Genomic DNA, 26,465 nt, shown 5'->3' with positions numbered 1-26,465 from the left:
ATTTGCTCTACTCGCTTAAATTCCATTTTGATACAAAAGGTGCTGTATCGATATCACTACGTGGGGCGATATTTTTATCCGTGGTTCCAATATAAATAATTGCAGAAATTAAATCGCGCTCCTGAAGTCCAAGTGCTTGCTTCAGGGTGCTTGACTCGACAACTGCCCCTGTACGCCATATTGTAGAAAAACCCTGTACTTGTAACGAAAGTAAAAAGTTTTGTACTGCTGCGCCTGTACTTAGAATCTGCTCATAATGTGGTACTTTTGGATGATCGACCAATTCCGTCAGTGCTAACACTAAAGTAGGTGCACGAAAAGGATGATTTTTAACACGCTCAACCTGAACAGGGTCTATACCGTCGAAGTCGCCCATTGACTGTGAAAGTAACTCTCCGAATTTAGTACGTTGTTCATCTTCCACAATAACAAAACGCGTTGGTTTTAAACGATGATGATCTGGTGCAGCCAGTGCTGCTTGAAAAGCCATTTCCAACTGTTGTGTATTTGGTGCTGGCGTTACTAAATGCCCGATAGATTGGCGTTCATGAATATTCTGATGTACTACGTCAATAGCTGATGTCATTTTATAAATCTTGAGAAAATAAATTGATTAATTTAGAGTAGCATACTCCTAAAAATATACTCTACCCTAATTCGCAAGAAAAAACATTTTAATATAAATACATGTATTTAAAAATAAAAACCCAGATTTCTCTGGGATTTTATGTATTAACAATAACCATCTAATCGAGTTAGAGGTAATTTCTGCCCAATCGCTTTTTCAATATCTGATAAGTAAAAAGCATCTTCTTCAGAAAGAAAGCTTATACTAACGCCACGAGTCCCAGCACGACCTGTACGACCAATACGATGAACATAATCATCAGATTGTTCAGGAAGTGTGTAATTAACAACATGAGATACACCATCTACATGGATTCCGCGTCCAGCGACATCTGTTGCAATCATAATGTTGTGCTGACCATTTTTAAACTGGTCCAACATCTTAAGACGCTTATCTTGTGCAATTTCACCAGATAGCATAACAACTTTATATTTATCTTTTTTAAGTTGATCGTAAACTGTTCTGACTTGATCTCTTCTATTTGCAAAAATAACCACTTTTTCAATGGGTTCTTGGTGTAAAATTTCTTGTAGAAGTTTGTACTTATCTTCTACCGCCACTACATATATACGTTGCTCGACATCTGCATTTGTTTTCTTCTCTGGCTCAATTTCAACAGTCACTGGTTCAAATAACCATTGTCTTGCCAAATTTAAAACATCATAACTAAATGTTGCAGAAAACATTAAAGTTTGGCGTTGCTCTTTTTTAGGTGAGAAACGGACAATCTTTTTCACACTCGGGATAAACCCCATATCCAATAGACGATCTGCTTCGTCAATCACAAGAAATTCAACTTGATCTAACCAAATTTCTTTTTGCTCTGCAAAATCAATCAAACGCCCTGGCGTAGCAACCATGATATCAATAGGGTTTGCATCAAGCTGTTTGCGTTGCTTGTCAAAATCTACACCCCCCAGTAATGTCATTACATTTAATTGGCTAAACTTGATCAGGTCTTTTGCGTCTTGCTCAATCTGTAAGGCCAATTCGCGTGTTGGTGCCAAAATAAGTGCTCTTGGTTCACCACGGTATCTTTTCTCTTGAATCGGATTATTCAGTAAATCATTAATAATACTTATTAAAAATGCAGCAGTTTTCCCCGTTCCTGTTTGCGCACGACCAATCGCGTCATGGCCTGCAAGTGTAAACTTTAAAACCTTTTCCTGAATGGGTGTCATAGATTTAAAACCAAGCGCATGAATCGCTTGTTGTAACTGTGGATGTAAATTTAAGGTTTCAAAACCAGATGACATTACGCATTTATCCCTAAGTCGGCAAAAACAAAGCCTTATTATAGCAAAAACGCCCCAATTAAATAACAATTGGAGCGCTATATTTAGTGATTTACTAAATATGAATTAGTCTAAAGGTTGAACTTCTTCAGCCTGAAAACCTTTTTGACCTTGTACAACGCTGAATTCAACACGTTGGCCGTCACGTAAAGAACGGTGGCCGTCGCCTTGAATTGCGCGGAAGTGAACAAATACATCATCACCACCAGTGCGTTGGATAAAACCAAAACCTTTAGTGTCGTTAAACCATTTTACTACGCCTTGTTCACGTACTGTCATAAGTCAATCCTCAGTGATATAAAAAAAGGACCACCCGGTGTTGCAAACAGCAGAGTAAACAAAACAAGGTTTAAAAAAATTTATAATTTCTAAGCTTGTAATCATTCTGTAAAACTATCAACAAAATCCGGTTACATCCAAAATTGCCTTAAGCTTATGTATACGATAATCGTACAACAACCCCCTAAGTACTTTTCGAGAGTAACATGCTTCTCATTTAATTGGTACAATATTTTCAATAAATATTCAAATATCTAACAACATACTGATATACTTTTAATTTTCTCTCTTTTGTAATGCTATATTTTTTGTTAAGATAAAAGCCAACCCATAAATATTCATATTATGCTGTATGAATCTAAGCGAAGACTCATTATATATCGATGCTATGGACAAACCCTGTCCTATGCCCTTACTTATGCTCAAACGCGCATTAAAACATGCTTTACCAGAACAAAAGATTCGTTTACATGCCTCCGATCCAAATAGTGAAATAGATATTCTGAGGTATTGTCAAATTCATAAACTGATATGTGATACTCAACAAATTTCCGAATACGAATATTGCTACATTATTCAACGAAAAGTCTAATTGGTATCGATTTCGAATATGAATGTATATTTTTACATTTCTCTACGCTTTTCGTCTTAATTCTATCCACAAACAGATTTATCATAATTACCATTGGTACGACTAATCCTTATAAGGAGCGTTCATGACTGACAGCAGCAATCAATTGATGCCCCTGTCATTGTCTGCACCAGGTGTGAATCTCGGTGCATACATAAGTACTGTCAATCAAATTCCTATACTTTCTGCCGACCAAGAAAAAGAGTTAGCAGAACGATATTTTTACGATCAAGATTTAGATGCTGCAAAAATGCTAGTAATGTCTCATCTACGTTTTGTCGTACATATTGCACGTACATATGCAGGCTATGGCTTACCCCAAGGTGACCTTATTCAAGAAGGAAATCTTGGACTCATGAAAGCAGTAAAACGTTTTGACCCAAGCATGGGCGTTCGTTTAGTTTCTTTTGCTGTACACTGGATTAAAGCCGAGATTCACGAATACGTCATTCGTAATTGGCGTATTGTTAAAATTGCGACAACAAAAGCTCAGCGAAAATTATTTTTTAATCTTCGTAGCCTAAAAAAATCCAGTAAAAAATTAACATTAGAAGAAGCACAATCTATCGCTAATGACTTAAATGTTACCCCAGAACAAGTCTTAGAAATGGAAGGTCGTCTTACCGCCTATGATGCAGCTTTTGAAACTCAAAATGATGATGAAGATGATAGCTCAGCACAATCTTACTCACCATCATTGTATTTAGAAGATAATCGCTACGACCCAGCACGTTTAGTTGAAGATGAAGATTGGGAAGAACAAAGTACATCAGCCCTGAAAAATGCTATGGGACAATTAGATGACCGTTCTAGAAATATTCTTCAGCGCCGTTGGCTTGATGATGATAAATCAACATTACACGAACTCGCATCTGAATATAATGTTTCTGCTGAACGTATACGTCAGCTTGAGAAAAATGCAATGGAAAAAATTAAAGTTGCTATGTCCTCAAATTAATTTTATTTAAGACTGTCTTTATGACGGTCTTTTTTATGTCTCCAAGGTAAAGCTAAATTGAGTTATAATTCTTTATTATAACCTTTAGAGGATACCTTATTATGTGGCTAGCAATTGCTGCATTTAATTTGGCCTTTGCTGTAATTGTCGGTGCTTTCGGTGCACATGGTTTAAAATCGAGAGCGACTGCTGAACAGCTTACATGGTGGCATACTTCTACGGAGTACTTCTTTTACCATGCACTGGGATTGCTTGCTTTGGGAATTTTAGTAAAAGCAGCGCCCATGTTCCCTATAAAAATAAGTTTTATTCTTATTCAAACTGGAATTATTTTTTTCTGTGGTTCTCTTTATCTTATGAGTTTTGGACTTCCCCGTATCTTAGGTGCAATTACCCCTATTGGTGGCCTATTTATGATTTCAGGCTGGCTTGTACTGGCATGGAATGCACTTAAATTTAAAGGATAAGATGATATGAAACACATTATATTAAATGGTGAAGCAACTGAAACACCATGTGAAACACTTCAAGACCTAGTTCATACCCTTCAACTTGAAAAAAAGCGCTTTGCTATTGAAGTAAATGCACAAATCATCCCCAAATCTAAACTACAATACGTTACCATTCAGGCTCAAGATAAAATTGAGATCATTCAAGCAGTTGGTGGTGGTTAATTAAAGGTTCATTCATGGAAAATCAATTTCAAGATACTTCACTTCAAATCGGCTCTCGTACTTTTAACTCTAGACTTCTAGTTGGCACGGGAAAATATAAAGATTTACAAGAAACAGATTTAGCAATTCAAGCGAGCGGTGCAGAAATCGTTACCGTAGCAATCCGCCGTGTAAATATTGGACAAGATCCCAATCAACCTAACTTACTTTCAGTAATTCCACCAGAAAAATATACTATTTTGCCCAATACAGCAGGTTGTTTCGATGCAGATACAGCCATACGCACATGTATGCTTGCTCGTGAACTGCTAGATGGCCATAATCTGGTAAAACTTGAAGTCTTAGGTGATGAAAAAACTCTATATCCAAATATTACACATACTTTAAAAGCAGCACAGACTCTGATTGATGATGGATTCGAAGTCATGGTCTACACATCTGACGATCCTATTGTTGCTCAAGAACTTGAGAGTATGGGTTGTGTTGCCATTATGCCTCTTGGTAGCCTGATTGGATCAGGGTTGGGAATCCTTAACCCACATACTATTTCAATTATTAAAGAGAACGCAAAGGTTCCGGTGTTGGTAGATGCTGGCGTAGGTACAGCAAGTGATGCAGCGATTGCAATGGAGTTAGGATGTGATGGTGTATTGATGAACACTGCAATTGCTCAAGCACAACATCCTATTTTAATGGCATCTGCCATGAAAAAAGCTGTGGAAGCTGGGCGAGAAGCTTATTTAGCTGGGCGCATGCAAAGAAAACGTATGGCAAATGCGAGCTCTCCAGAAACTGGATATTTCTTTAAGTAATCTAACTAAAAAGAGAGCTTACCTTGCTCTCTTTTTATGTTTTCTCTATCAAAAAGTAGCTTTATTATTACTTATTATTCTAAAGCTAATGAATGTTACCTTATCGTTATGCGCTTTACCTGTCCTTCAATTTCTTGCATTTAAACATCTACAATTAAATTTCAACTTAAATGGCCGTTTTTTTGATAAAATTTCTCTCTAAAACAATGATATAAAACCGCTACTTTTTCTGGCAACTGAATTTTACATTGAGGTTCAAACGCAATTTCTTTTTCAACATAGGAATATGATTTCACATTTTCGTCTGGTTCACCTACAATCTTTTTTGCAGATGAATTTTCAAAAATAAAGTAACTCATCATACGCATTACTGCACGAAAATGTCCCTGGCCAACCACATCAGTTTCACCGAATAAAATATGCCAACCCAAATCGGATGAATCTGCAGAATAATATAAACCCAGCCGATCTCTTGCTGCCTCATATATTTCTAAATAACCAATATCTCTATCATTAATCTGAATAATATATAACCTTTGATGGTCATCTACAGACATTCTTTCAAAATATACTTTTAATTCTAGCTCTGGTTTATCCATTTGCCACTGTTGAATCACATGAGGTTCATGCATCCATTTATATAAAAGTGGAAAATCCTGATTTAAAACGACTTCCCTTAGGCCATATCGTATATTTTTTTCATGATAAATAAAGCGCTGAGGTAATTTTTGAGAAATTGTTTCCATTTAAAATATCCTTAAATACAACATAGAACTTTGACATTCGGGAGAGTCACTATTTCCTCCGAATGTCATATCATTATTTCAATACATAATAGTTCAAAGGAGAAAATCCATTGAATTCAATTGAGCTATAACTGGTTGTATAAGCGCCTGTAGACACCCAATACAAATGGTCTCCAATTTCTAATGAGGTAGGCAATGCATAATCCTTGTCTTGATACATAATATCCATGCTGTCGCAAGTTGGCCCTGCAATAATGACTGAGCCAACCTCTCCTGTTCTGTTAGATAAAACAGGATATTCCACAGACTCTCCAATGGTTTCAATGAGTCCATTAAATACACCTACATCGGTATAAATCCAACGCTTACAGCCCAATTTCGGACGATGAGAAATAAGAATAATTTCTGAGATAAGAATACCCGCATCGCCAACCAATGAGCGACCAGGTTCAATCATAATTTGTTCAAGTTCATATTCATCAAATACTTTTAAATATTCATTTATTTCGGATGTATATTTATTAAAAGTTTCAGTTTTCTGGCGATAATGTGCAGGCAGACCTCCTCCTAAATTAAGCATACTTAGATGAATATCGTGTTTATCACGTAATTGATCGAATATGGCCTTTGTTTCAGTAATTGCATGTTGCCAAGACTGAATATCTCTTTGCTGTGACCCTACATGGAATGAAATTCCATAAGGTGTTAAACCTAACTCTTTTGCCAAAATGGCCAGTCGTATTAAAGCATCACTATCACAGCCAAACTTTTTTGATAATGGCCAATCAGCAGTTTCAGCACAATCAATTGAGAGTCTAAAAAAAACTTTAGAATGAGGAGCATATGTTGCTATATTTCGTAAATCTGCCTCTGCATCTGTTACAAATAACCTCACTCCATGATCGTAAAAATATTGAATGTCTTGTTTTTTCTTAATTGTATTACCGTATGCAAGACGAGATGGCTCTACTTTAAATTTTAAAACTTTATTTAATTCATTGACTGAGGCCAAATCGAAATTTGAACCTAAATGAACCAAACGCTCAATAATTTCATCTGCTGGGTTTGCCTTAACAGCATAATAAATATGTGTATTGTTAAAACCCTGTCTGAGCTCATGATAACGACTTTCAATTACATTTAAGTCAAGTACTAAAAATGGTGTTTCTCTTTCTTCTGATAAATTTTCTATAAAATCATAAATATGAGGTGAAAAATAAGATGGGAGTTTCATAAGTTTGTCCAAAAGTTAATAAATATTAATTAATAATTTCTTCAGGTAATGGCTTAAATTCTTGATAAGCAATTCTTTGCTCTATAGGAAAGACCGTTTTCCCTAAAATTTGATTAATAATTATTGCGTTACGATAGCAACCCATATTTAAATCTGGCACTGTAAATCCGTGTGAATATAGACCTACGTTTTGAACAAAAATATTTTCAATAGCGTTAATTGCATAATGATGATTCACCTCCATTCTGCCTTTTTTATCCCAGTAAATTAGATGGCGAATAGGCTCTAAGAATTTAGGAATTTTATATTCATAACCCAATGCCAAGATAAGAATATCTGATTGAATTTTAAATTTCTGATCTGTATCTGAGTTATAAAAAACAAGTGCCAAACCACTTTCTGTTTCTGTTACAGACTCTAAAGTACTGTTTGGCATTAATCGTGTCGATAATGGTGAAGGACGAGATTTTAAATAAAGTTGGTCATATATACGATTGACTAAACCAATTTCAATGCCTTTATACAATGCACTTTGAGATTTGATGACATCATCTCTTTTCTGCTGAGGAAGAGAATAAAAATGATTCGTATAATCTGGCGAGGTATACTCTAACGTAAGCTTCCCTAAATCCATTGAAAAGAAATGTGCAGATCGTGTCATCCAATTTAATTGATATTGGCTTGTATCTATATTCGATAAGAGATCATAATAAATCTCAGCACCACTTTGTCCCCCACCGACAATGGTAATTGACTTTTTATTGCCATAATCTTCTTTATGATGCATATAGTCTGCACTTGAATGGACTTTATGAGACATTCCTTTACAAAACTCTGGAATAATAGGCGTTGTACCAGTACCTAGAACTAGATTTTTTGCATAATATTGTGAAGTATTTTGACTATTTTCTTGCTTCACAGTCAATATGTAGTGCTGAAGGTCGGTATCGTATTGTATGCATTCAACATTAGTTTTAAAGTGAAGATTATGCAGTTGTTGAGATGCCCATTTACAATATTGATTATATTCAGATCGCAACATATAAAAGCTTTCTCGAATAAAAAACTGATATAAATTATTCGTCTCTTTTAAATAATTTAAAAAGGAGAATCTATTTGTAGGATCTGCAAAACTCACTAAATCGGCAATAAAAGGAATCTGTAACGTACTCCATTCTGGCATAATGCCACTATGCCAATCGAAGCATGCTTTCCTATCAAAAAAAACCGTTTTTAGGTCATCTATATCATCTGTTAAGCACGCTAGACTTAGGTTAAATGGGCCAATACCGACACCGATAATGTCATATATAATTTCTTTATTCATTTTGTATTCATCCTGATTATTACAGTTTTTGTCTGTTAACTTTCCCAACATGGGTATATTGAAAATCTGTAACAATCTCAATTTCATCTGGAATTTTAAAATTTGATATATTTTTATTGATCAAAAACTTACGAATATCTCGTAGTGTAATTTGGTCATCATTTTGTTTTGGAATAATAAGTGCTTTTATACGCTCACCTAGATATTGATCTTCAACACCAATGACACAAACATCTTTAATGACAGGGTGATGTAATAAAAATTCTTCGATTTCACTTGGAGTTATCTTTTCACCAGAACGATTAATCTGCTCTTTTTCTCGACCAGTAACAATAATATTTCCTAAGTTATCCAGATACCCAATATCACCTGTTTTGTAAAAACCATCTTCCGTAAATGCACGGCGATTAATTTCAGGCAAATTATAATAACCATTAATCGTATAAGGTCCTCTCGTTTGAATCAGACCTTGCTGCCCTAATTCGACCATCTCATCCTTATGATTTACAATACGAATTTCATCGTATATAGAAAGTTTTTTGCCTTGAGTGTTTAAAATAATTTCTAAACTGTCATCTAAGGAAGTAAAATTCACAAGTCCTTCTGCCATACCGTATACTTGCTGAAGTTTTACATCAAAAATATCTACAATCTTTTGTGCAAGTGTAGGCAATAATTTTGCACCTCCGACCTGAATTACATTTAGACTTGAACAATCGTATTCAGATCTACTTTCAGAGTTTACCCACAAATTTGCTATAGCTGGCACAACTGAAACCTGATTAATCTTATATTTTTCAATAATTTCAAAACATACTCTAGGATGAGATTGCTGACTGAGAACAACAGTTCCACCTACATAAAATACACCTAAAAATCCTGGTGAACTCATTGTGAAATTGTGCATTACAGGAAGCACAATCAACTGTTTAATCTGATCATGCAAATGAGCAGCAATAACACTCTCTTTCACAGAGTAAATATAATCTGCATGCGTCCTTGGAATTAACTTAGGTAACCCTGTTGTGCCACCTGAGAGTTGTAGAAAAGCAATATCTGTAGATGTCGCTTGAGCACCTAAATTAAAGTCTTTAGGAATATCTGCCAACATTGAAAAAGATTCAGAGAGTGTGTTTTGACTGACTATTGTTTGACGAAACCATAAAGAGAAATTAGGCTGTTTAAACTGTGTTGTAATAAGGCGAGCATCTTTTTGATTATTCTGATCAACAGTACGAATATAACCGACAGCCCGACTTTGTTTCGCAATATTTTCAATTTCATACGAGCCATGGCCATCTAAACAAAAGACTGGACGTGCACCGATATAATATAGGGCGAATATAACAACAAATACTTCAATAACATTTGCTGATTGCACCAGTATAAAATCAGTTTCTTTAATACCTTTTTGCTTTAAATAGCTGCCATAATGTATGGCATATTCGTACAGCATCTGATAAGTAAGCTGTTTTTCATTTTGTATGACTGCTACTTTATCGCTAAATTTATTTGCATTTTCTTTCAAAAGGTCAAAGTGAGTCCTATTTTCCCAACAGCCTTGCTCTTTATAAAATGCTGCTCGTTTCTCTGGAAATGGAACATAACCATGACTAATATCATCTTTAAGAAACATGATGTGCTCCTTGATCGTGCGATGTCATATGGATTGCTAAATATCTTCTTAATTGCATCACATCCAGCTCTTCTATAGATTTTTTTTGCAGAAAACCGTTTAATACATGGGACGTTACTTGCTGAATACATTCAATTTGTGCGTTGTTATAGCGCTGTGTACGATAGTTAATGACAACGCGTAATCTCTCTTTTTCAGACAGTAGCTCTTCATAAACTTCAAAATGTAAACCAAACTTTGAACTACTTCTTTCAGGTTCAATAAGCTCAAAACCAATTTGATGATTATCTGCTGTTGCAAAAGTCCCTGTGAGCAAATTTTTCGCATGAAGTTGTATATAAACTTCATAAGGGCTATCTGTGGAAGTTTCGCTCTCATCACGAACATGGGCTTCTACCATTGCAAAAGGAACATCTGCATAAGGAAGCGTATTAAAAATATTATTTTGTACTTGCTGTATAAGCTGTGAAATAGACATGGTTTCATCAAATTGAGTATGATGCATGACAACGTTGGTAAAATATCCAATAGTATCTTGGTAATCCGCATGATCTCGGCATGCGACAGACGTACCTGTTAGTATTTTTTCATTCCCATCTATAAAGTGAATTGCTAAAACAATTGCGGCATAGACAACATAAAAAATTGAAGATTGATTCTGTTTTGCAAGTTGATATAACTCATCTACTTGTAAATTATTGAGGCTAAATTCGACTGCTGAACCTGTGACATCATCTAGAAAATCTGTATCTACATTCATTTCATGGAGTAAAGGTGGTTGTTTTTTTAACTTACCAATGGTTTTAACCCAATGTGCCAAATGTGCTTTTAACTCTAGATCATCTTGTTCTACAGCATACTCATGAAATTGCTTTGGGGTTTTCTGCCACATAGGCGCTTGATTGACTAATCTGCTCTTATATGCTTCAAATAGCTCTTGAATTAAAATTCCTGTAGACCATTCATCCATTGCAATATGATAAATAAGTAAAGATAGAATATGCTGACCATCTTCATCTTTCAAAAACCTAACACGAATTGGAAACTCTTTTTCTAAATCAAAGCTATGATTAGCCTCCTGCTTAAGAACATCATTCGCACTTTGCTGTCCCTGAGCATTAGAGTTAAAGAACCAAGGGTACTGATCTAACTGTGTAATTGGAATAACAGTTTGTGAAATATCATCTTGGGTATGAAAAATAAAGATACTGCGCAAGGCATGATGTCTTTCTAAAATATCCTTAAATGCCAACTCAAATGCATCTTCATTTACCCATTCACTTAAGCGAAATGCAAAAGGAATGTTAAAAATGGCATCACGCCCTTGATCAGAGAATCCCATAAATTCTTTTTGTAATATTGTAATGGGTGCATGAATTTCCTCTTTGGGATCGAAATAACGTCGACCTTTCTGATCTGCATCTTCACGATAAGAAGCATACTGCACCAAATCAAACGCAGTTGGTGCATTAAAAAAGTCAGCTATTTTTACTTCAATCTGATGTTGGCTCTGTAATTTTCCAATCACACGTGTCGCTAGAATAGAATGACCGCCCTGATCAAAAAAATTATCTTGTAGTGAAAGTTCAGGCATTGCCAAAACATTCCTAAACTCATCAAGAATAATATTTGCAATACGTGTCTGACTATCTGTTAACAATTTTTCTTGCAAAGGCACAGCATGGTAGATATCTGCTTTAGACGCAGGCTCTACAGAAGCATTTAACTGAAAAATAGAATCTTTTTTTGCATAATCACTTTGGGTAAAAAACTGAATAAATTGCTCTAATAACCAAGGTGCAATATGTCTAGATAGTTTTTCTCCAGTGGTTAATTCAATTTGTAATTGATTACCCTGAATTTGGAATGCCAATGTGAGGTCATAGTCAGCATCTATAGGTGGAATCAGAATAGATGTTGCTTCAACACCCTCTAGATTTAAGTAGGTTGTTGCATCTGTGAACTGTGTAACTAAGATATTGGGAATATCTTGACGTTTTGTTTTTGTAATTGACAAAATTTGTTCAATAGATAAATTGTGCGAAATCCCTTCTAATATTTGGTTACGTGTATTTCTAATATGCGCTTCAATACCCTGCTCAACTCCACTTAAACGAATTGGAATAACATTAGAGCTCGAACAAATTTGATCCAATCCTGTAATGTCATAATTCTCTACAACAGGAATAAATAGATCTATATCATCTAAACCTAAAATGGATTGGATATAACAACCAAATAATGAGGTCATAGTATGTACTACAGATGCTTGGGCTTTATCACTTAATGCCTTTAGTTCTGTTCCATCTACATGTGTAACAACACGATTTACTTTCTTGTGTATAGTTTCCTGCTGAACGCCATAGGTCTTGATGATACTCTGAGGTTGCATTAAATGAAGAAACATTCTGGGCCAAGAGACTTTTTTTAACCCACTTTCGAATTGCTGCTGCCAATAGGATGTATGATCGAGATTAGCATTCTCAAATGTTTTGACATGACCTAAATGTTCAACTTTCAGGTTTTTTTGTAATGAATAATAATAGCTTAAATGATCAAATATAGGTTTCCAAGCGGTATCATCTAATAAAATATGATGCCCTACAATTCCTAAAACAAGCTCGCGTTCTGTTTTAGGAAATAAAATAAACCGAACTGGAGGATTCGTAGTTAAATCCATAGGCACTTCAATTTCGGCCAATAATCTATCAATTGCGTCTACGTCATGTTGAATCGGCTCAACCAGAACCTCTAGATGCGATAAATCTTGATGTCGTTTTTTAAGATGACCCAATTCATCTACAAAATACGAAAGATTTAAATTTGATTTATCCCGATATAAAGACTTAATGCCTTGTATCAGACGGTCAATATTGATCGTACCTTTAAGATGAAATGCCGTAACAAATGGGCCAGAACCAGAAAGTGGATTCTGTTGATGTAACATCCATGCTCTTTCTTCTGCAATAGAGATGTTATTTAAATTCAGATCGACATTAAGATCATTATTATTTACAGGTGATTTGGATAGACCTTGAATATTTAACTCTTTTTCAAAGCGTGCGAATAGATCATCACTCATCATCATTTGATGGTTATTCATAATATTCATACCTTAAAAATTTTAGTGGTTTAACTTAAGTTGATGACGAATAGAAGTGACAACCTCATTTACAGTGTTGGATTTCGCTAAAGTGTAATAGTCGATAAAACAGTTAAAATGCGATGTACAACGCTTTGCCACTTGATTGATATACTGTGGCGTTAAACCTACAGATAAAATTTGCTCATCCATTGCTATTGGCTTTTTAATTACACTCTCAATTAAAGTAATCACTTCATGGAGCTGATGATCTTTAGTTGGTTCATCTTGCACGTATTTCTTATATATGGTCTCTTGCGCTATTCTTTGTAGCTCTTTCCGATCGACCTTACCATTGCGAGTGATAGGAAACTCAGTAAGGCATAACCAACGCGTCGGCACATGGGAGTTAGGTACAGCTTTTAATAAAAAAGATCTCAATTGAAGTGTATTGGCTTCATGTATTTCAACATCAGTACACTGATAAACTGCAACCAATTCATTACCATCAAACATTGGATTAGTACACGTCATTACCACACAATCTTTAATTTTTGTATGCTTCATCAACGCATTTTCAACTTCGGATGCAGCGATACGTACCCCGCGTATCTTTAAATAACCGTCATTACGACCTGCAAAAATAATGACACCCTCTTTATTTACGTAACCACGATCGCTCGTACGATATGCACGTTTAAACTCACCATCTTCTGTATTAAGTTGGCAAAAATCTTGTTGTTTAAGTTCTCCATTTAATAAATAGCCATTTGAAAGATTTACCCCTGTCATATACATCTGTCCTACAACACCAATAGGACAAGGTTCACCTTTATGATTTAAAATATAGTAAGTATTGTGAGCAATCGGTTTACCGTACGGAATAATATTTTGATCCTCTAGAGTAATATCATGCCATATGCTTAAGATTGTTGTTTCCGTTGGCCCACCAATCGAAATTAGCCTCGCTGTCGGCAATATTTGTCTAAATTTTTGAATGACAGAAGGTTTAACATAGTCACCCCCTTGACTAATTAAACGTAAACTTTTTAATTGATGTGGCTCGGTTGCTGTCAAAAGCATGTCTGCCATTGCAGGAACAGTACACCAGATACTTACACAATATTGTTCAATTAATACTCCCCAATCAATGGCACTTTTTGCTTGTTCTAAAGTAGGAATAATTAAAGTTCCACCAACAGACAAAGGTACAAATATATCGAACAATGACATGTCATGATGAAATGGTGTTGCAGCCAAATGGACGTCTTTAGAATCAATAGCCCACAAATCAATAGATTGTTGAATCGTATTCGATGTAGCTAAATTGTTCAGTACGACACATTTGGGTATGCCTGTACTTCCTGAAGTATATAAATAATAAGCTGGAGAATTATCATTTAAATACGTCCAATGAGGATAAGAACCACTATGTTGCAACTCTAAAGCATCATGAATATTTAAAAATGGTAGATTTTCAAATGGTTGCTCCCCCACCACTAAATCAACTCTGCTATTTTCTAAAATATATTTACGGCGTACTTCTGGAGAATCCATGTCTACAGGTAGCCAAATAATGTTAGAAAGTGCACATGCAAGCATCACATAAATATGTTCAGGGCATTTAGATAAACAAATGGCAACGACTTGTTTTTCTTTTAAACCTAGTGTTTCAAAGGCCTGACGAATTTTTAAGATATTATTTGCCAATTCCTCATAAGAAATATTTTTGCCGTTATAAACCAATGCTGTTTTATGTAATGAAGAAGTAAATAGGTTTCTTTCAATACGTTCCAAATAACTTTCTATAGAAGGTATAGGTAACTGAGATACCTCAGATATTTCTAACGGCGGCAGAATACGCGGTTTAGCCTGAACATTTTCTAAACTTTCAAAACCAGTTAGCTCAATAATTCTCGTTCTTAAAGCATTTCGTAATTCATCCACTGTGTTTTTTGAAATTGCTTGTTCTACATAGTCTAGATCTATAACTAAATCATTATTCGATGCAAAACTTAAACGAATATCTAAAGCCAATTGTGGTGTCTGTGTTTGTCCTGCAATATAACGAATTTCTTGATGATCTACAGGCTTCTTCCAAGCGAAGCCATTCGTCAACGCAATAGGTAAAACAATTGAAGCCTGTGTTTGTTGAATGAGTTGTTTTGAAATATCTACACCTGAAAATGAGCTATGTGCCATCGCCTGCATTATTTTTTTCTGCACATTTTGACTATTTAAGAAAAGGCGCTCTTCATGCTTATAGTATAAGACAACAAAAGATGAATGATTTGAAACTGTATCTTGTATAGCAGTATTAGAAATAGGTATAGAAACTAAAACTTCACGATCTTCATTCCACTTAGATAAAGTTTCTAAAATGATCGTCGTCAATAATGCATTCGGTAATATACGTTGCTGAGACGCTATTTTTGAAAATTTTTGCCATATATAATATTCAACGTATGTACTAGAACGTAAATATCTAGGGTTTGCAATTTTTTCTAAAGGTATTTCCCATCGAAATTGCGGTATATCTGTTAAGTGTCCTAACTCAGTCTGCCAAAACTGTTTATCGACTTCTTTAACTTCTGTTTTTAAATGAGTAATCTCACCATTATCCATCTCCAACGGCTCTATTTTAGGATTAAACAAATGCTCTAAACATAAAGAAATTGAAAATCCATCAATAATCAGTCCGTCAAAACTTGTAAAAATAACTGTTTTATCTTCCACATCTTGAGGCATTTGTATAAATGCCATACGCCATGGTGGAGTACCTAGCTGATGTAAATAATGTTTATATTCATGCTGAATGACATCTAGTTTATTATTGGCTTCAATTGAATTCAGCAAACTTAAATCAATGAAATCAACGTGATCTTTAATTGAAATCTTATCTAATACTGTTTGAGTTAAAGAGTTCTCATCAATTTTTGTTCTAAGTGTTGAAAAGCAAGAAATTAAACGTGTTAAAGACTCAATAAATGCCTTATAGCTAAGCGTACCTCTAAACTCTCTAAAATCATGCATAGATGAATGACTTAATGGAAATTGTTTTGATTTTCCAAGCAGATATGCTTTTTGCATTGCAGTTAAAGGGATATGTTTACTCATTTTTTCCCCTCCATTACTTGTAGAAATACACTTGCAATCTTGTGTGCAGTATTTGGTAAATTTTCTTCAATAATATGAGCGATATTACATACGGTACGTTGAGAAAAAATATCAACGATCGTCAAACCACTATCTTTGAAATATTTTTGGATCACAGCAATTAAATGAGTTGCTAATAATGAATCACCACCATATTCAAAAAAGTCGATATTTATGTCATCTTCTTGCTCAGTAGATATGCCAATAACACTACACATCATGAAATAAATAACCTTTTCTAAAGCTGATATATCTTTTTGACTCTCAATAGGTATTTTTTTTGCTAAAAGAGCTTCTATGTTTTCAGTGTTTACTTGATCAATTTCATCTTCAGAAACGATATACGACTGCTCAGGTTGAAGTGCCTGTGTATTTAGACATGCTGTATAAATAGACAAAAGGTTTGTATAGCTTAGAGATTCCTCCAATGCACATACAAGCAATGCAACAAGTGTATTTTTTTCACCCTTCGTAATAGGAAATAGTTTTACTTTTTGAATTGCTGGGTGTACTGCAATTTTTTCTGCAATATCATTTGGGTTTAACCAGTAGCCATTTCGCTTTATTTGTGGGTTAAGTTCAGAAACCACACAGATATCTTTTTGATCGTTAAAGTAAGCTTGATGTGTTGTCTTATACCAATATTGGCCATGAATATTTATAAGATCTGATGGATCAAATTTATATAAATTTTCTTCTGAAACTTGGATACCCAAATATCCAATCACCCAACATGGACAACATGTATCTAATCCATGAATTACACTGTAGTGTTCACCTTTGAAGGGTAAATTTAATTCATCTTCATTTAACAGCGTGTGAGGTGTAGGTAATATATACTCAGGAATTGAATGAATTTTCTCTTTATCTAAGATAAATGACTGAATCCTTGAAATATAGTATTTAAACATTTCAGGAATAACTTTTTGCTGAAATGCGTTCTTTCGAATATCCCAATTAATGACTAATTTCTCATTGATTAACGCAACTTGCACATCTAGATCAACTTTAGAACCTTGAGAAATACACCAAATAGGTTGGCCAAAGTGCTTTTGTACCTGATTTGAAATGATTTCGCCGTAATTTAATCCTGAGGTAAATACAATCGGTGCAGTTTCTAATTGTTGATGATATTTAGATAAATCACGTAAAACCTCTACTCCTGTATACGTTGAATGTAGATACACCTCTTCTAAATTTTGTTTAATACGACTTAAACTCTCCGAGAATTTTTCACCTGCTTTTGCATGAATATCCAATAAGCACATATTAGAAAAATCACCAACCATATGACTTATTTCTTGGTCAGTACAGGTTCCGTATTTCTCACGAGAAAAAAATGGCAGATTCAAACGAAATTGATTTTCAGATGACCACAAAGCAACTGTTTCTGCAAATAATGTTAAACAGATTAACTCTACTGATATGTTGTATTCAGAGGCAATATTTACTAAAACTTGCGTATCGGAGGCATTAAAACTAAATGCCTCTCTTGTAAATAAATTAGGCTGATCTCTTAACCCTTCTGCAATATAAGGTAATGCGGGAATGTCTGAAATATTTTCTAAACGTGATTTCCACCATTTTTCATCATATTTCTTTTGTTGTTCTCGCTGCGTATCTTTTGCTTGAATATATTCAAAATAAGGTACACTCGATTTATTACTCATAAATAATAAATCTTTCTCATTTTCTGAATATAAATCAGATAAATGCTGAATTAAGATAAAGCAACTCTGTGGATCAATTGCTGACATATCTGTATCAATATGCAATACATGATGTTGATTAGGTAGAACTGTCACTCGAACATCAATAACCTGACCTGACTCTATATCAAGTTTTTGATGTGTCATGTTTTGACGTTGTTGTGCTAGAAACTCACTAACTTTTATTTCATCAACTTTTGTTAAGTCATTTATACGTATACCCGTTTCAGTCAACTTTTGAATAGATTGCTGACCTTGTGCAATTGATACACTTAACATGGGATGACACTGTAATAACTGTGTATATGCTTGCTGTAGCTTTTCTATATTTAAATATTTTCCTGCAAATTCAATATACAAATGAGAAGATACATTTTCGCCTTGTCGCCCTACCCAATGTGCATACTGCATTTCTGATAAATTTACATAAGGCGTTGGAAAATCAATTAATTTTTTTGTCTTACTCTCTTTTGTATCATCAATAATTTTGACCCAATCTTCAATAGAGGGTGCCATAGCAAAATCAATATAAGATAATTTTGCCTCATATTCTTTTTCAAAAATATCTACCAAACGCATAATTGCTAGCGAATGTAGCCCGTATTCAATAAGATTATCTTGGGGAGAAATTTTACTGTCTGGAAGATCCAACACATGTTGAACATGTTTTCCAATTTGGTGCTCTAATTTCATAATTTTACCTACTACTTAGGCTATTGACCTAAGGTTGCACCACCGTCAACGACTAAATCGTGCATCGTAATATGTGTTGCCTGATCACTTATAAAAAATAAAATAGCGTTTGCAACTTCTTCTGGTTTTGCAATTTTCTTTAATGGAATTCCAACCTTATAATTTTTCAAATTGCCCTGAATTGTTACTTTTTCACCTGAACTATCTTTCCAAAGCTGATATTGCATCGGTGTAGCTGTTGACCCTGGTGAAACAATATTGACACGCACACCGTACTCAGCCATTTCTAATGCTACCGTTTTGCTAAAACTCGTTAGTGCAGCTTTAGAAGCACCATAAGCAGCCATATTTATTCTAGGTACATGAGCGGCATTAGATGACACCATAACCATTGAGCCAGCTCTTTTTTTCTTAAAATAAGGTGTTAAAAATCTAAGAAAATAAAATGGTGCATAAACATTTACTGCAAAAGTCTTTAACCAATCATCAATAGACAAATTTTCATGTTCAGAAAGATAAAGCACGCCTGCAACATGAATAAAATAATCTGGTGGTTCAACTTCTAATAAACGCTGGCAAAGTGTGTCGACTTGTGATGCGTCACTAATATCACAACAATGAACGTGTGACTTATATATAGATGGAACATGTTCCGTAGAAAGATCAAACCCTACTACATGAATATTTCTTTCGTGTAATTGCTGCATTACTGCTGCACCAATACCCTGATTAACACCAGTAACCCATGCGGTTTTTTGTTTTTTCATGTGCTTCGTCCTCTTTTTAAGAACGAATAAGTTGATGAGCTTGATTCACTACGCCTAAATTGCGCTGAACATAGTCCAAAGCAAAAATATGATCTTTTAGGCTAAAGTCGGCAACTGCATCTGAAACAACAAATGGTTGTATACCATGCATAAATGATTCGGCAGCAGTTTGTAAAACACCTATATGCGCATATACACCACATATAATTAGTTGGTCACGCCCTTGTTCTTCAAGTCTTTGTTTCAAATCAGATCTAAAATATGCACTATACCGCCATTTAGTAAGTACAACATCATGCTTGGTTGGTACCAATGCTTTCACAATTTCTGCTTTTTCTGGAAATGCCGTTAATCCTGCGCCCCACATATCGTTTAATAACGCGCGATCTTTTTCATCTTGTATAGCAGGCTGTGCTGTGTAATATACGGGAATGTCATTTTGTACACACCATGCTTTAAGCTGACTAATATGATGAATGACTATTTCAATTAACGAGGAGTCATGACCATAAAAATCTACAAAATAATCTTGCATATCATGTATTAATAAAGCTGCTCGCTTTTTATCTACCACCCAATTTACTTTAGCTTCAGCATAGTCTTGTTTTAATGGAAGATGATAATTACTAATTTTTTTAATCGTCATAATAATTTTCCTAAAATATTAATTGCCACTTAGCGTATTTAGCATTGTTTGCATTTTCGCTTCAGTTTCATTCCACTCTAGGTCTGCATCTGAACCAGCAACAATTCCTGCACCTGCATATAAACGGATACTGCTTTTATTTAGTAGACCACAGCGAATGGTTACTACCCATTCACCATTTCCCTCAGCATCCATCCACCCCACAAGACCTGCGTAATATTCACGGTCGTAACCTTCATGCGCCAAGATAAAATCCTTTGCAAGATGCGTTGGTGAACCACATATAGCAGGTGTTGGGTGAAGTGCTAAGGCAATACTAAGTGCATCATTTTGATTCTGATTATTTTTCAAAGTTCCTTGAAAAACAGAAGATAAATGCAGCATGGTTGGTGTTTTTAAAATTTCAGGTTGTTTTGAATAATTCAGTTGATGACACCACGGTGTCAAATTTTTTAAAATGCTGTCGACAACAATTTTATGTTCATATAAATCTTTATCTGAATTTCTAAGCTCTTCTTCTAAACACTCATTGACTTCTTTATCTTCACTACGGGGTCTAGAACCCGCTAAAGGATTGCTACGAACATTTAAATTCTCTTTTGCAAGCAGTAACTCAGGGCTTGCACCAAATAAATAACGCCCCTGATCGACAGGAACAACGAAACTATATGCAAATGGATTTTGAACAGAGAGTGTCATTGCTAAATCTGTTGCTTTTTTCTGATTTAATAACTCAAAATCTGCTACTTGAGAAATTACAATTTTATCCAGACGTTGCTGTGAAAAATGATTTAGTGCCGTTTCAATCATTTTAGTAAAGTAACTATACTCAACAACCTGTTTTTTATTTCTTACTTCTAAAGGCTTCAGCTTTGCAATTTCGGTATCAAACCGTGCAGTATTCTTTGTATGTTGACGATAAATATTTAAAGATGATGGTTGACTGGTATCAAAAGGAATTGCACCAATCAGGATAGGCTTAGCCCCTGATTCGTGCTTTAACGTATTAAAAGATTGTGTAATTTGTTGCTGTAATTGATCAAGATTTTTTGCTGGTAAAGATAGCGTTTCAAATAAATCATTAGCGACCAAATGATATTCTTTTGTGAAAAAACAAGCAGTTTTATTGTCAAAGAGCTCATCATTTTCTGTATCGATGCTTTGCATAAAACGTCCTTTCTAAATTTAAAGGTATAATTTTGGTGGGAGATCACCAATTTCTCGAATTGTAATAATAACCATTCTCATTTAATAGAAAAAAAAGGGAGTATTTTATAAACATAGAGGAAAGTAATTGTTTTTTAATATTTTAAATTTATTTTCAATCGTACTTTATACATACAATATATTTTTTACATATATGATATCTAAAGATTTTTTTAGCCATAGCACAATTTTAAGATTGACAATTTAGTGCAACTTAAATAAAAATCATTATCATTAAAAGCTTATAATAGTAGATGACAACGATGTCTAAATTTATCGATATTCATAAAGCAATTTTGAAGGATGCAGGAGATTTATATTTAGAAACAGGTTCTAAGCTACCTAATCATCACTTGAATATCTTTAATCCAGCAGATGGTCAGGGATATACAGAAATTTATGATTTTGAACGTTTATGCGTTGGTAAAGGTCGCTACTGGTTAGACCATCCCATTCAACTGAATGGCAACAGAAAAATGTTTTCGTTAGGTATCACACTATTACTTTCTGGAACACATAAGCTTAAAAATAATCAGATTAATCAGGAATATATTTTTGAATCCCCTACTTTAATTTTAAGAAAAGGCGTACTCGGTTCACAAACGATTTATTTACAAGAAAAAAAACAAATGTCGCTCATCACTTTAGATTTTGATGAACGTCTGTTAACAACTTTGGAACCCTCCAAGTCAGACAACCCTCTTATTCATTTTTTTTTAGACAACGATACCCCTGAAATAAAAGCAATAGATATTCCGCATAAAGATGTACTACATCATGCACAATATCTGCTTAATCTACCCACAGCAAAAACGATGTTAGATTTATTGCATTTAGAAGGTGCAACACTTGAGCTGATGAGCTTATTACTACAAAAAAATAATAAAGAAGATAAAATTTCTCCGCCTATAAAAAAAGCAATCCAAATTTTAGAAACAAATTTCGAAGAAAAAATTACCATACGCTATTTATCGAAACAGGTAGGTATGAATGAGTGCTATCTAAAACGCTTATTTAAGGAAACTACAGGTCATACTATTGGAAATTACTTACTAAATATACGTATGAAATATGCACAGATCCTCTTAAAAGAAGGTGCTTCTATAGAAAGTGTAACCAATAAAATTGGTTATAGCAGTTCTCAATATTTTAAACGTATCTATGAAGAATATTATGGCTATCAGCCTTAAATCTTTGAAGTAAAAACAAGATGCTTTTTAAAAAGCATCTTGCGTATCAGTCTCCTACTCTGAAACTAGATGACTACTTTGTACCTTCCTATAGCTTTGTATAATCATTGCCAATGCAGCTAAACACATACCACATGCAAGAATTTGCCAAATAATATCCACATTAGCAGTGATCTGTAACCATCCTTTGACACCCATAAAATAGCTCAATGGAATAATGATAATCCAATAACAAAATAGAATGACGGCAAGTGGTTGCATAAACTGCTGTAAACCACGAAGTACGCCTGCTGCCACAGTTTGTAATGCATCAAAGATTAAGAAAATTGCAACATAATGAATGAGTCCCGTGGCCAATACAATCACCTGTTCATCTTGCGAAAAGAGTGCGGTAATTTGACCTCCACATAATATGAGTATAAGTGCCATAAACATGCCATAGCATAATGTGATTACAGCAACCGTAAGCCCTGTCAGTTGTTTACCCTTCTGATTCCTTTGTGCTGAAAATGTTGCTATGCGAATCGTTGTGGCACTACTAATAGCAACAGGAATCATAATAATCACCATTGCAATATTAATCAAAATTTGATGAGCTGCAATTGTTCGTGTACCTAATTCAGATGCAAAAAATGCTAAAGTAGATAAAGCTAAAATTTGTAAAACGAGTGTTACCCCTATAGGTAATCCTTGCTTTAAAATTTGTAAACTTTCAGAAGTACTGACGACTTGATGATGATCTCTTTTTATTGCGGGTACAGCTTTTCTAACCAAATATCGCATAACAAAACATGCAATATACGCACTAAAAACATTCGCTAAACCTGTTCCTGCACCACCAAGTGGTGGTAAATTACCAATACCATTTACCAATAAATAACTCAAAATTGCATCAGATAAAAGTAAAACAATAAATGTAAGCATGATTGGTTTTAATTGGCTACTTCCCTCACTCATAAAACGGTAAAGCGTCATATAAACCAATCCAGGCATAGCAAAAGCAACACAATGAAGATAATTTTGTGTAATGTGCGCAACATAATGATCTGAAATTATCACTGGGCATAAAAATGCCAAAATATGAACAATTACAAAGCCAAATATAGATAAGAGAAGCGATATATTTTTACCCTGCTGAAACAAATACTGAATTTTGGAGTGCTCATTATTCTGTTGCAACATTGAGGTCTTAGGTACAAGTACATATAAAATACCTGTAAATAAAATAAATACTGGTGTCCAAATACTACTACCCAATCCAATCGCTGCTAAATCTTGATAATTAAATTTCCCTGCAACAAGCGTATTAATAAGTCCAAGAGAAGCCTGACAAAGCTGGATTAAGATTAGGGGTAATGCCAATTTTAAAATAGGAAGAGAAATATGATCTAATACTTTCATTTTATATTTACTGTAAACGCCAGTATCCTTTAATATGGTTATTTTTTCCAAGAAGCTGTCTCTGATTACGTAAATAATGTCTTACTCTTTTGGCTGCATTATTTTCTAAAGCACCCCAAACATTTTCTATATGTTCAACTTCTTCCAATACTTGAATGACTTGCTGTGCTTGATATATCACATCACCATGAACGTGCTTTAATACAGTATTTCGTGGAAAAGAAAAGTTGTTAAAATAGTCAAGATCTGCCTCATCGGCACACAATAAAATCACTGTCGGTGGGTATTCATTTTTCCAAAACTCTAAAATACCTGCGAGAGCGGGATAAGCTGTTTCGTCTGCAATTAATACAGCACGACCGTCGTGTAAATGTGTATGTTTATCGTCTGTTTCAGTTCGGCTCGAAATCATAGAGCCAGAATCTAGTTGTTTGACCCATTCACTGCCAGCGCTATTGCCATGCGTAAAAATATCAATATAACCATAATTCAATACTGTATCATCACTCTGACTAAAAGATTTTCGCAACGTATATAAACGAACATCTTTATTCATCGTCTCTAATAGCTTTTGTCTTTTTTGACTCGATAGATGTTTCATTACCCATAAAAATCCTCGATCAAAAGTATTTTTTATCAAACCACTCTTATTTGATGATTTCACTTTTAGAGGCTGAGATTTCTCTAAAACTTTCAATACTAGACCATAAGCATAACCTGCATAGTCATGAGGCAAAGGCAATTGACTTTTAATGGTTAAGCGTGTGATATTTTTAGTGATTTGCGACTTCTGAGTGACTTCAAAATACTGTTTGGTATTATTACTAAATTCAATTTTTTGCTTAACAAATGAGTTATAGGCCAAATATAAAATTTGTTCCTCAAGATCGCCATTTAATTCAAACGCAACGAATAATTCAGCGTATTTTTTTAACTCGGAATCGTGTACCTTAAGTAAAATGCCCTCTTCAAAAATATCAACAATATATGCATGATCGATATGCATATTTTTTCCATAGCTCTGAGCAATCATACGTAGTTCTTTCGTATGATCCTGATTGACATGATCAACAATATCGAGCTTACGGTCTTTCTCCTGAATAGGGGTATACTTTTTAATCATATTTAATCTTCATCTTTCCAAATTTTTAGATTAGGTCTGTGACCCTTCGGTATGATCTGGCAATAGCTTCCATGTCAGTGTCGTCACAATGAGTGCACAAATAAATGTGAGTATGACAACAGTTGTATACCCAATATGCTGTGCAAGGGCCAAGCCTATGGCTGAATAAGCAAATCCCATAAACACCACAAGACTAAACTGTAAGCTAAAGAAAGTAGCTTTAGCAGGCATTAAAGATGCTCTATCCATAATTAACGTAGACAATGCAGACATTAATCCGGGATTTGCAATGAAATAGGCAAAGATTGCTGTATAAACTATCCACTTTTGTGTATATCCCAAAGTGATCGGAACAAATAACAGCAGTGCAGCTCCCTGCAGCAAAGTTAATGTGAGCAAGGCAAATTTACGGCGTAATTTATTAATTAGAAAACTAGCCAAAAATGCTGAAAAAACACCAACAATCGAACCAAATATTTTTGTTGCAAAACCAATGTCCATAAGTGACCATTTAGCATCAACCAATAAAGGGTTTAGCATGCCAAAAACGGCGGTAAAACCAATTGGATAAATGAACAACAGAAAAAACCATGTTCTATGTTGTTTTACAAAAACTCGAATTTGTTGAACTAAGCTCTTAAACTGTCCAGAAGCTTTTTTATGTGGATTTTTATAATCGCTTTCAGGCTCACGATAAAGTGCAATTTGTACATTTGATACTGCTGTCAAAATTGCTAAAATCCATAGTGCCCCTTTCCACTGCAACCATGGATATAAAATAAGTAATATCCCACCACCAATAATATTTCCCATTAAGTTGCTTGAGTACTGAATACTATTAGCAAACTGTCGTTCAGACGCAATAAAAATCTTACATGCAAGTGCATCGACTGCAACATCCTGCACACTCATAAAAAAAGTATAAATAATAAACAATATTAAAATGGTAGAAAAATGATGCTGTATATCTAAAAATCCACAAATAAATAATAATAGCGTCATCATCGATTGTGCGGTAAGCAACCAAGAGCGATATTGCCCTTGGAAATAAAGCCGAAAACTATCTACCAAGGGCGCATACAGCACCTTTCCTAACAGTGGTAATGCAACTAAGTTAATTAAAGCTAATTTATCCAGTGCAATACCACTTTGCCTTAAAATCGCAAATGCTGCAGAAATAATAAAAGCAATACCAATATATTGTGTGGTATACACACTAATTAATAGTGGCCACGGTTTTTTATTATCATTCATACACAACATTCCATATTT

Annotated in this window: 22 protein-coding genes; 6 read left to right on the top strand and 16 right to left on the bottom strand. The window is 34.5% G+C overall.

Annotation, left to right across the window (positions count from 1 at the left end; all coding sequences use genetic code 11):
- Window positions 1-7 precede the first annotated feature (7 nt).
- The 3 genes from I2F23_RS05930 to I2F23_RS05920 form a co-directional block, all read right to left on the bottom strand.
- The gene (locus tag I2F23_RS05930; protein ID WP_195771639.1) at window positions 8-586 is read right to left on the bottom strand and encodes a nitroreductase family protein; all 579 of its coding nucleotides are present in this window, start codon (window positions 584-586) and stop codon (window positions 8-10) included.
- Between the two features lie 146 nt (window positions 587-732).
- Complete coding sequence (gene rhlB / locus I2F23_RS05925) at window positions 733-1,884, bottom strand: ATP-dependent RNA helicase RhlB (protein WP_195771638.1); 1,152 nt, start codon at window positions 1,882-1,884, stop codon at window positions 733-735.
- Between the two features lie 105 nt (window positions 1,885-1,989).
- A complete protein-coding gene (locus I2F23_RS05920) occupies window positions 1,990-2,202 on the bottom strand; it encodes a cold-shock protein (RefSeq protein WP_023272199.1) in 213 nt (70 codons plus the stop codon).
- A gap of 352 nt (window positions 2,203-2,554) precedes the next feature.
- On the opposite strand from I2F23_RS05920, the gene I2F23_RS05915 reads away from it, so the two are divergent.
- The 5 genes from I2F23_RS05915 (at window position 2,555) to I2F23_RS05895 (ending at window position 5,277) form a co-directional block, all read left to right on the top strand.
- Window positions 2,555-2,794: a sulfurtransferase TusA family protein gene (locus I2F23_RS05915; protein ID WP_195771637.1), complete on the top strand. Its 240-nt coding sequence runs from the start codon at window positions 2,555-2,557 to the stop codon at window positions 2,792-2,794.
- A gap of 124 nt (window positions 2,795-2,918) precedes the next feature.
- Window positions 2,919-3,791 (top strand): RNA polymerase sigma factor RpoH, encoded by an 873-nt coding sequence (gene rpoH / locus I2F23_RS05910; RefSeq protein WP_195771636.1) that lies wholly within the window; start codon window positions 2,919-2,921, stop codon window positions 3,789-3,791.
- 101 nt (window positions 3,792-3,892) lie between these two features.
- Entirely contained in the window at window positions 3,893-4,258 is a 366-nt protein-coding gene (locus tag I2F23_RS05905; protein ID WP_195771635.1) for a DUF423 domain-containing protein, read from the top strand.
- A 6-nt stretch (window positions 4,259-4,264) separates the two neighbouring features.
- Window positions 4,265-4,465 carry a sulfur carrier protein ThiS gene (thiS, locus tag I2F23_RS05900; RefSeq protein WP_195771634.1) on the top strand — a complete coding sequence of 67 codons (201 nt, stop codon included), beginning with the start codon at window positions 4,265-4,267 and terminating at the stop codon, window positions 4,463-4,465.
- 14 nt (window positions 4,466-4,479) lie between these two features.
- On the top strand, window positions 4,480-5,277 hold the full coding sequence (locus I2F23_RS05895; protein WP_195771633.1) for a thiazole synthase: 798 nt from the start codon (window positions 4,480-4,482) through the stop codon (window positions 5,275-5,277).
- A 161-nt stretch (window positions 5,278-5,438) separates the two neighbouring features.
- Here I2F23_RS05895 and I2F23_RS05890 read toward each other — a convergent pair whose 3' ends face one another.
- The 10 genes from I2F23_RS05890 to I2F23_RS05845 all read right to left on the bottom strand — a co-directional run bounded on the left by I2F23_RS05890 (window position 5,439) and on the right by I2F23_RS05845 (window position 21,440).
- Window positions 5,439-6,023, bottom strand: coding sequence for a GNAT family N-acetyltransferase (locus I2F23_RS05890; protein ID WP_195771632.1), 585 nt, complete (start codon window positions 6,021-6,023; stop codon window positions 5,439-5,441).
- 73 nt (window positions 6,024-6,096) lie between these two features.
- Window positions 6,097-7,257, bottom strand: coding sequence for a type III PLP-dependent enzyme (locus I2F23_RS05885; protein ID WP_195771631.1), 1,161 nt, complete (start codon window positions 7,255-7,257; stop codon window positions 6,097-6,099).
- Window positions 7,258-7,282: 25 nt separating this feature from the next.
- Window positions 7,283-8,584, bottom strand: a complete 1,302-nt coding sequence (locus I2F23_RS05880) for a lysine N(6)-hydroxylase/L-ornithine N(5)-oxygenase family protein (RefSeq protein ID WP_195771630.1) — start codon at window positions 8,582-8,584, stop codon at window positions 7,283-7,285.
- Window positions 8,585-8,603: 19 nt separating this feature from the next.
- Window positions 8,604-10,220, bottom strand: coding sequence for a (2,3-dihydroxybenzoyl)adenylate synthase (locus I2F23_RS05875; protein ID WP_195771629.1), 1,617 nt, complete (start codon window positions 10,218-10,220; stop codon window positions 8,604-8,606).
- Complete coding sequence (locus tag I2F23_RS05870; RefSeq protein WP_195771628.1) at window positions 10,210-13,323, bottom strand: condensation domain-containing protein; 3,114 nt, start codon at window positions 13,321-13,323, stop codon at window positions 10,210-10,212. The genes I2F23_RS05875 and I2F23_RS05870 overlap by 11 nt, the downstream gene beginning before the upstream one ends.
- A gap of 21 nt (window positions 13,324-13,344) precedes the next feature.
- Window positions 13,345-16,419 carry an AMP-binding protein gene (locus I2F23_RS05865; RefSeq protein ID WP_195771627.1) on the bottom strand — a complete coding sequence of 1,025 codons (3,075 nt, stop codon included), beginning with the start codon at window positions 16,417-16,419 and terminating at the stop codon, window positions 13,345-13,347.
- Window positions 16,416-18,860: a condensation domain-containing protein gene (locus I2F23_RS05860; RefSeq protein WP_195771626.1), complete on the bottom strand. Its 2,445-nt coding sequence runs from the start codon at window positions 18,858-18,860 to the stop codon at window positions 16,416-16,418. The genes I2F23_RS05865 and I2F23_RS05860 overlap by 4 nt, the downstream gene beginning before the upstream one ends.
- Window positions 18,861-18,880: 20 nt before the next feature.
- Window positions 18,881-19,627 (bottom strand): 2,3-dihydro-2,3-dihydroxybenzoate dehydrogenase, encoded by a 747-nt coding sequence (gene dhbA / locus I2F23_RS05855; protein WP_195771625.1) that lies wholly within the window; start codon window positions 19,625-19,627, stop codon window positions 18,881-18,883.
- Window positions 19,628-19,643: 16 nt separating this feature from the next.
- Window positions 19,644-20,273: an isochorismatase family protein gene (locus tag I2F23_RS05850; RefSeq protein WP_195771624.1), complete on the bottom strand. Its 630-nt coding sequence runs from the start codon at window positions 20,271-20,273 to the stop codon at window positions 19,644-19,646.
- Window positions 20,274-20,291: 18 nt separating this feature from the next.
- Entirely contained in the window at window positions 20,292-21,440 is a 1,149-nt protein-coding gene (locus tag I2F23_RS05845) for an isochorismate synthase (protein ID WP_195771623.1), read from the bottom strand.
- Window positions 21,441-21,742: 302 nt separating this feature from the next.
- On the opposite strand from I2F23_RS05845, the gene I2F23_RS05840 reads away from it, so the two are divergent.
- Window positions 21,743-22,669, top strand: a complete 927-nt coding sequence (locus I2F23_RS05840) for a helix-turn-helix transcriptional regulator (RefSeq protein WP_195771622.1) — start codon at window positions 21,743-21,745, stop codon at window positions 22,667-22,669.
- Between the two features lie 54 nt (window positions 22,670-22,723).
- Here I2F23_RS05840 and I2F23_RS05835 read toward each other — a convergent pair whose 3' ends face one another.
- The 3 genes from I2F23_RS05835 to I2F23_RS05825 are packed head-to-tail and all read right to left on the bottom strand — an operon-like array spanning window position 22,724 to window position 26,447.
- The gene (locus tag I2F23_RS05835) at window positions 22,724-24,070 is read right to left on the bottom strand and encodes an MATE family efflux transporter (RefSeq protein WP_195771621.1); all 1,347 of its coding nucleotides are present in this window, start codon (window positions 24,068-24,070) and stop codon (window positions 22,724-22,726) included.
- Window positions 24,071-24,077: 7 nt separating this feature from the next.
- Window positions 24,078-25,193 (bottom strand): siderophore-interacting protein, encoded by a 1,116-nt coding sequence (locus I2F23_RS05830; protein ID WP_213014675.1) that lies wholly within the window; start codon window positions 25,191-25,193, stop codon window positions 24,078-24,080.
- 30 nt (window positions 25,194-25,223) lie between these two features.
- Window positions 25,224-26,447 (bottom strand): MFS transporter, encoded by a 1,224-nt coding sequence (locus tag I2F23_RS05825; protein ID WP_195771620.1) that lies wholly within the window; start codon window positions 26,445-26,447, stop codon window positions 25,224-25,226.
- Window positions 26,448-26,465: the final 18 nt, after the last annotated feature.

The sequence above is a fragment of the Acinetobacter pollinis genome (assembly GCF_015627175.1).
GTDB classification, from domain to species: domain Bacteria; phylum Pseudomonadota; class Gammaproteobacteria; order Pseudomonadales; family Moraxellaceae; genus Acinetobacter; species Acinetobacter pollinis.
The sequence above is the reverse complement of the archived record's forward strand: the minus strand, read 5'-3'. Positions and strand labels throughout refer to the sequence as shown.

Coding starts and splice junctions, on each gene's coding strand:
- I2F23_RS05930 (WP_195771639.1), bottom strand. CDS start 586: ATGACATCAGCTATTGACGTAGTACATCAGAATATTCATGAACGCCAA.
- rhlB (WP_195771638.1), bottom strand. CDS start 1,884: ATGTCATCTGGTTTTGAAACCTTAAATTTACATCCACAGTTACAACAA.
- I2F23_RS05920 (WP_023272199.1), bottom strand. CDS start 2,202: ATGACAGTACGTGAACAAGGCGTAGTAAAATGGTTTAACGACACTAAA.
- I2F23_RS05915 (WP_195771637.1), top strand. CDS start 2,555: ATGAATCTAAGCGAAGACTCATTATATATCGATGCTATGGACAAACCC.
- rpoH (WP_195771636.1), top strand. CDS start 2,919: ATGACTGACAGCAGCAATCAATTGATGCCCCTGTCATTGTCTGCACCA.
- I2F23_RS05905 (WP_195771635.1), top strand. CDS start 3,893: ATGTGGCTAGCAATTGCTGCATTTAATTTGGCCTTTGCTGTAATTGTC.
- thiS (WP_195771634.1), top strand. CDS start 4,265: ATGAAACACATTATATTAAATGGTGAAGCAACTGAAACACCATGTGAA.
- I2F23_RS05895 (WP_195771633.1), top strand. CDS start 4,480: ATGGAAAATCAATTTCAAGATACTTCACTTCAAATCGGCTCTCGTACT.
- I2F23_RS05890 (WP_195771632.1), bottom strand. CDS start 6,023: ATGGAAACAATTTCTCAAAAATTACCTCAGCGCTTTATTTATCATGAA.
- I2F23_RS05885 (WP_195771631.1), bottom strand. CDS start 7,257: ATGAAACTCCCATCTTATTTTTCACCTCATATTTATGATTTTATAGAA.
- I2F23_RS05880 (WP_195771630.1), bottom strand. CDS start 8,584: ATGAATAAAGAAATTATATATGACATTATCGGTGTCGGTATTGGCCCA.
- I2F23_RS05875 (WP_195771629.1), bottom strand. CDS start 10,220: ATGTTTCTTAAAGATGATATTAGTCATGGTTATGTTCCATTTCCAGAG.
- I2F23_RS05870 (WP_195771628.1), bottom strand. CDS start 13,323: ATGAATAACCATCAAATGATGATGAGTGATGATCTATTCGCACGCTTT.
- I2F23_RS05865 (WP_195771627.1), bottom strand. CDS start 16,419: ATGAGTAAACATATCCCTTTAACTGCAATGCAAAAAGCATATCTGCTT.
- I2F23_RS05860 (WP_195771626.1), bottom strand. CDS start 18,860: ATGAAATTAGAGCACCAAATTGGAAAACATGTTCAACATGTGTTGGAT.
- dhbA (WP_195771625.1), bottom strand. CDS start 19,627: ATGAAAAAACAAAAAACCGCATGGGTTACTGGTGTTAATCAGGGTATT.
- I2F23_RS05850 (WP_195771624.1), bottom strand. CDS start 20,273: ATGACGATTAAAAAAATTAGTAATTATCATCTTCCATTAAAACAAGAC.
- I2F23_RS05845 (WP_195771623.1), bottom strand. CDS start 21,440: ATGCAAAGCATCGATACAGAAAATGATGAGCTCTTTGACAATAAAACT.
- I2F23_RS05840 (WP_195771622.1), top strand. CDS start 21,743: ATGTCTAAATTTATCGATATTCATAAAGCAATTTTGAAGGATGCAGGA.
- I2F23_RS05835 (WP_195771621.1), bottom strand. CDS start 24,070: ATGAAAGTATTAGATCATATTTCTCTTCCTATTTTAAAATTGGCATTA.
- I2F23_RS05830 (WP_213014675.1), bottom strand. CDS start 25,193: ATGATTAAAAAGTATACCCCTATTCAGGAGAAAGACCGTAAGCTCGAT.
- I2F23_RS05825 (WP_195771620.1), bottom strand. CDS start 26,447: ATGAATGATAATAAAAAACCGTGGCCACTATTAATTAGTGTGTATACC.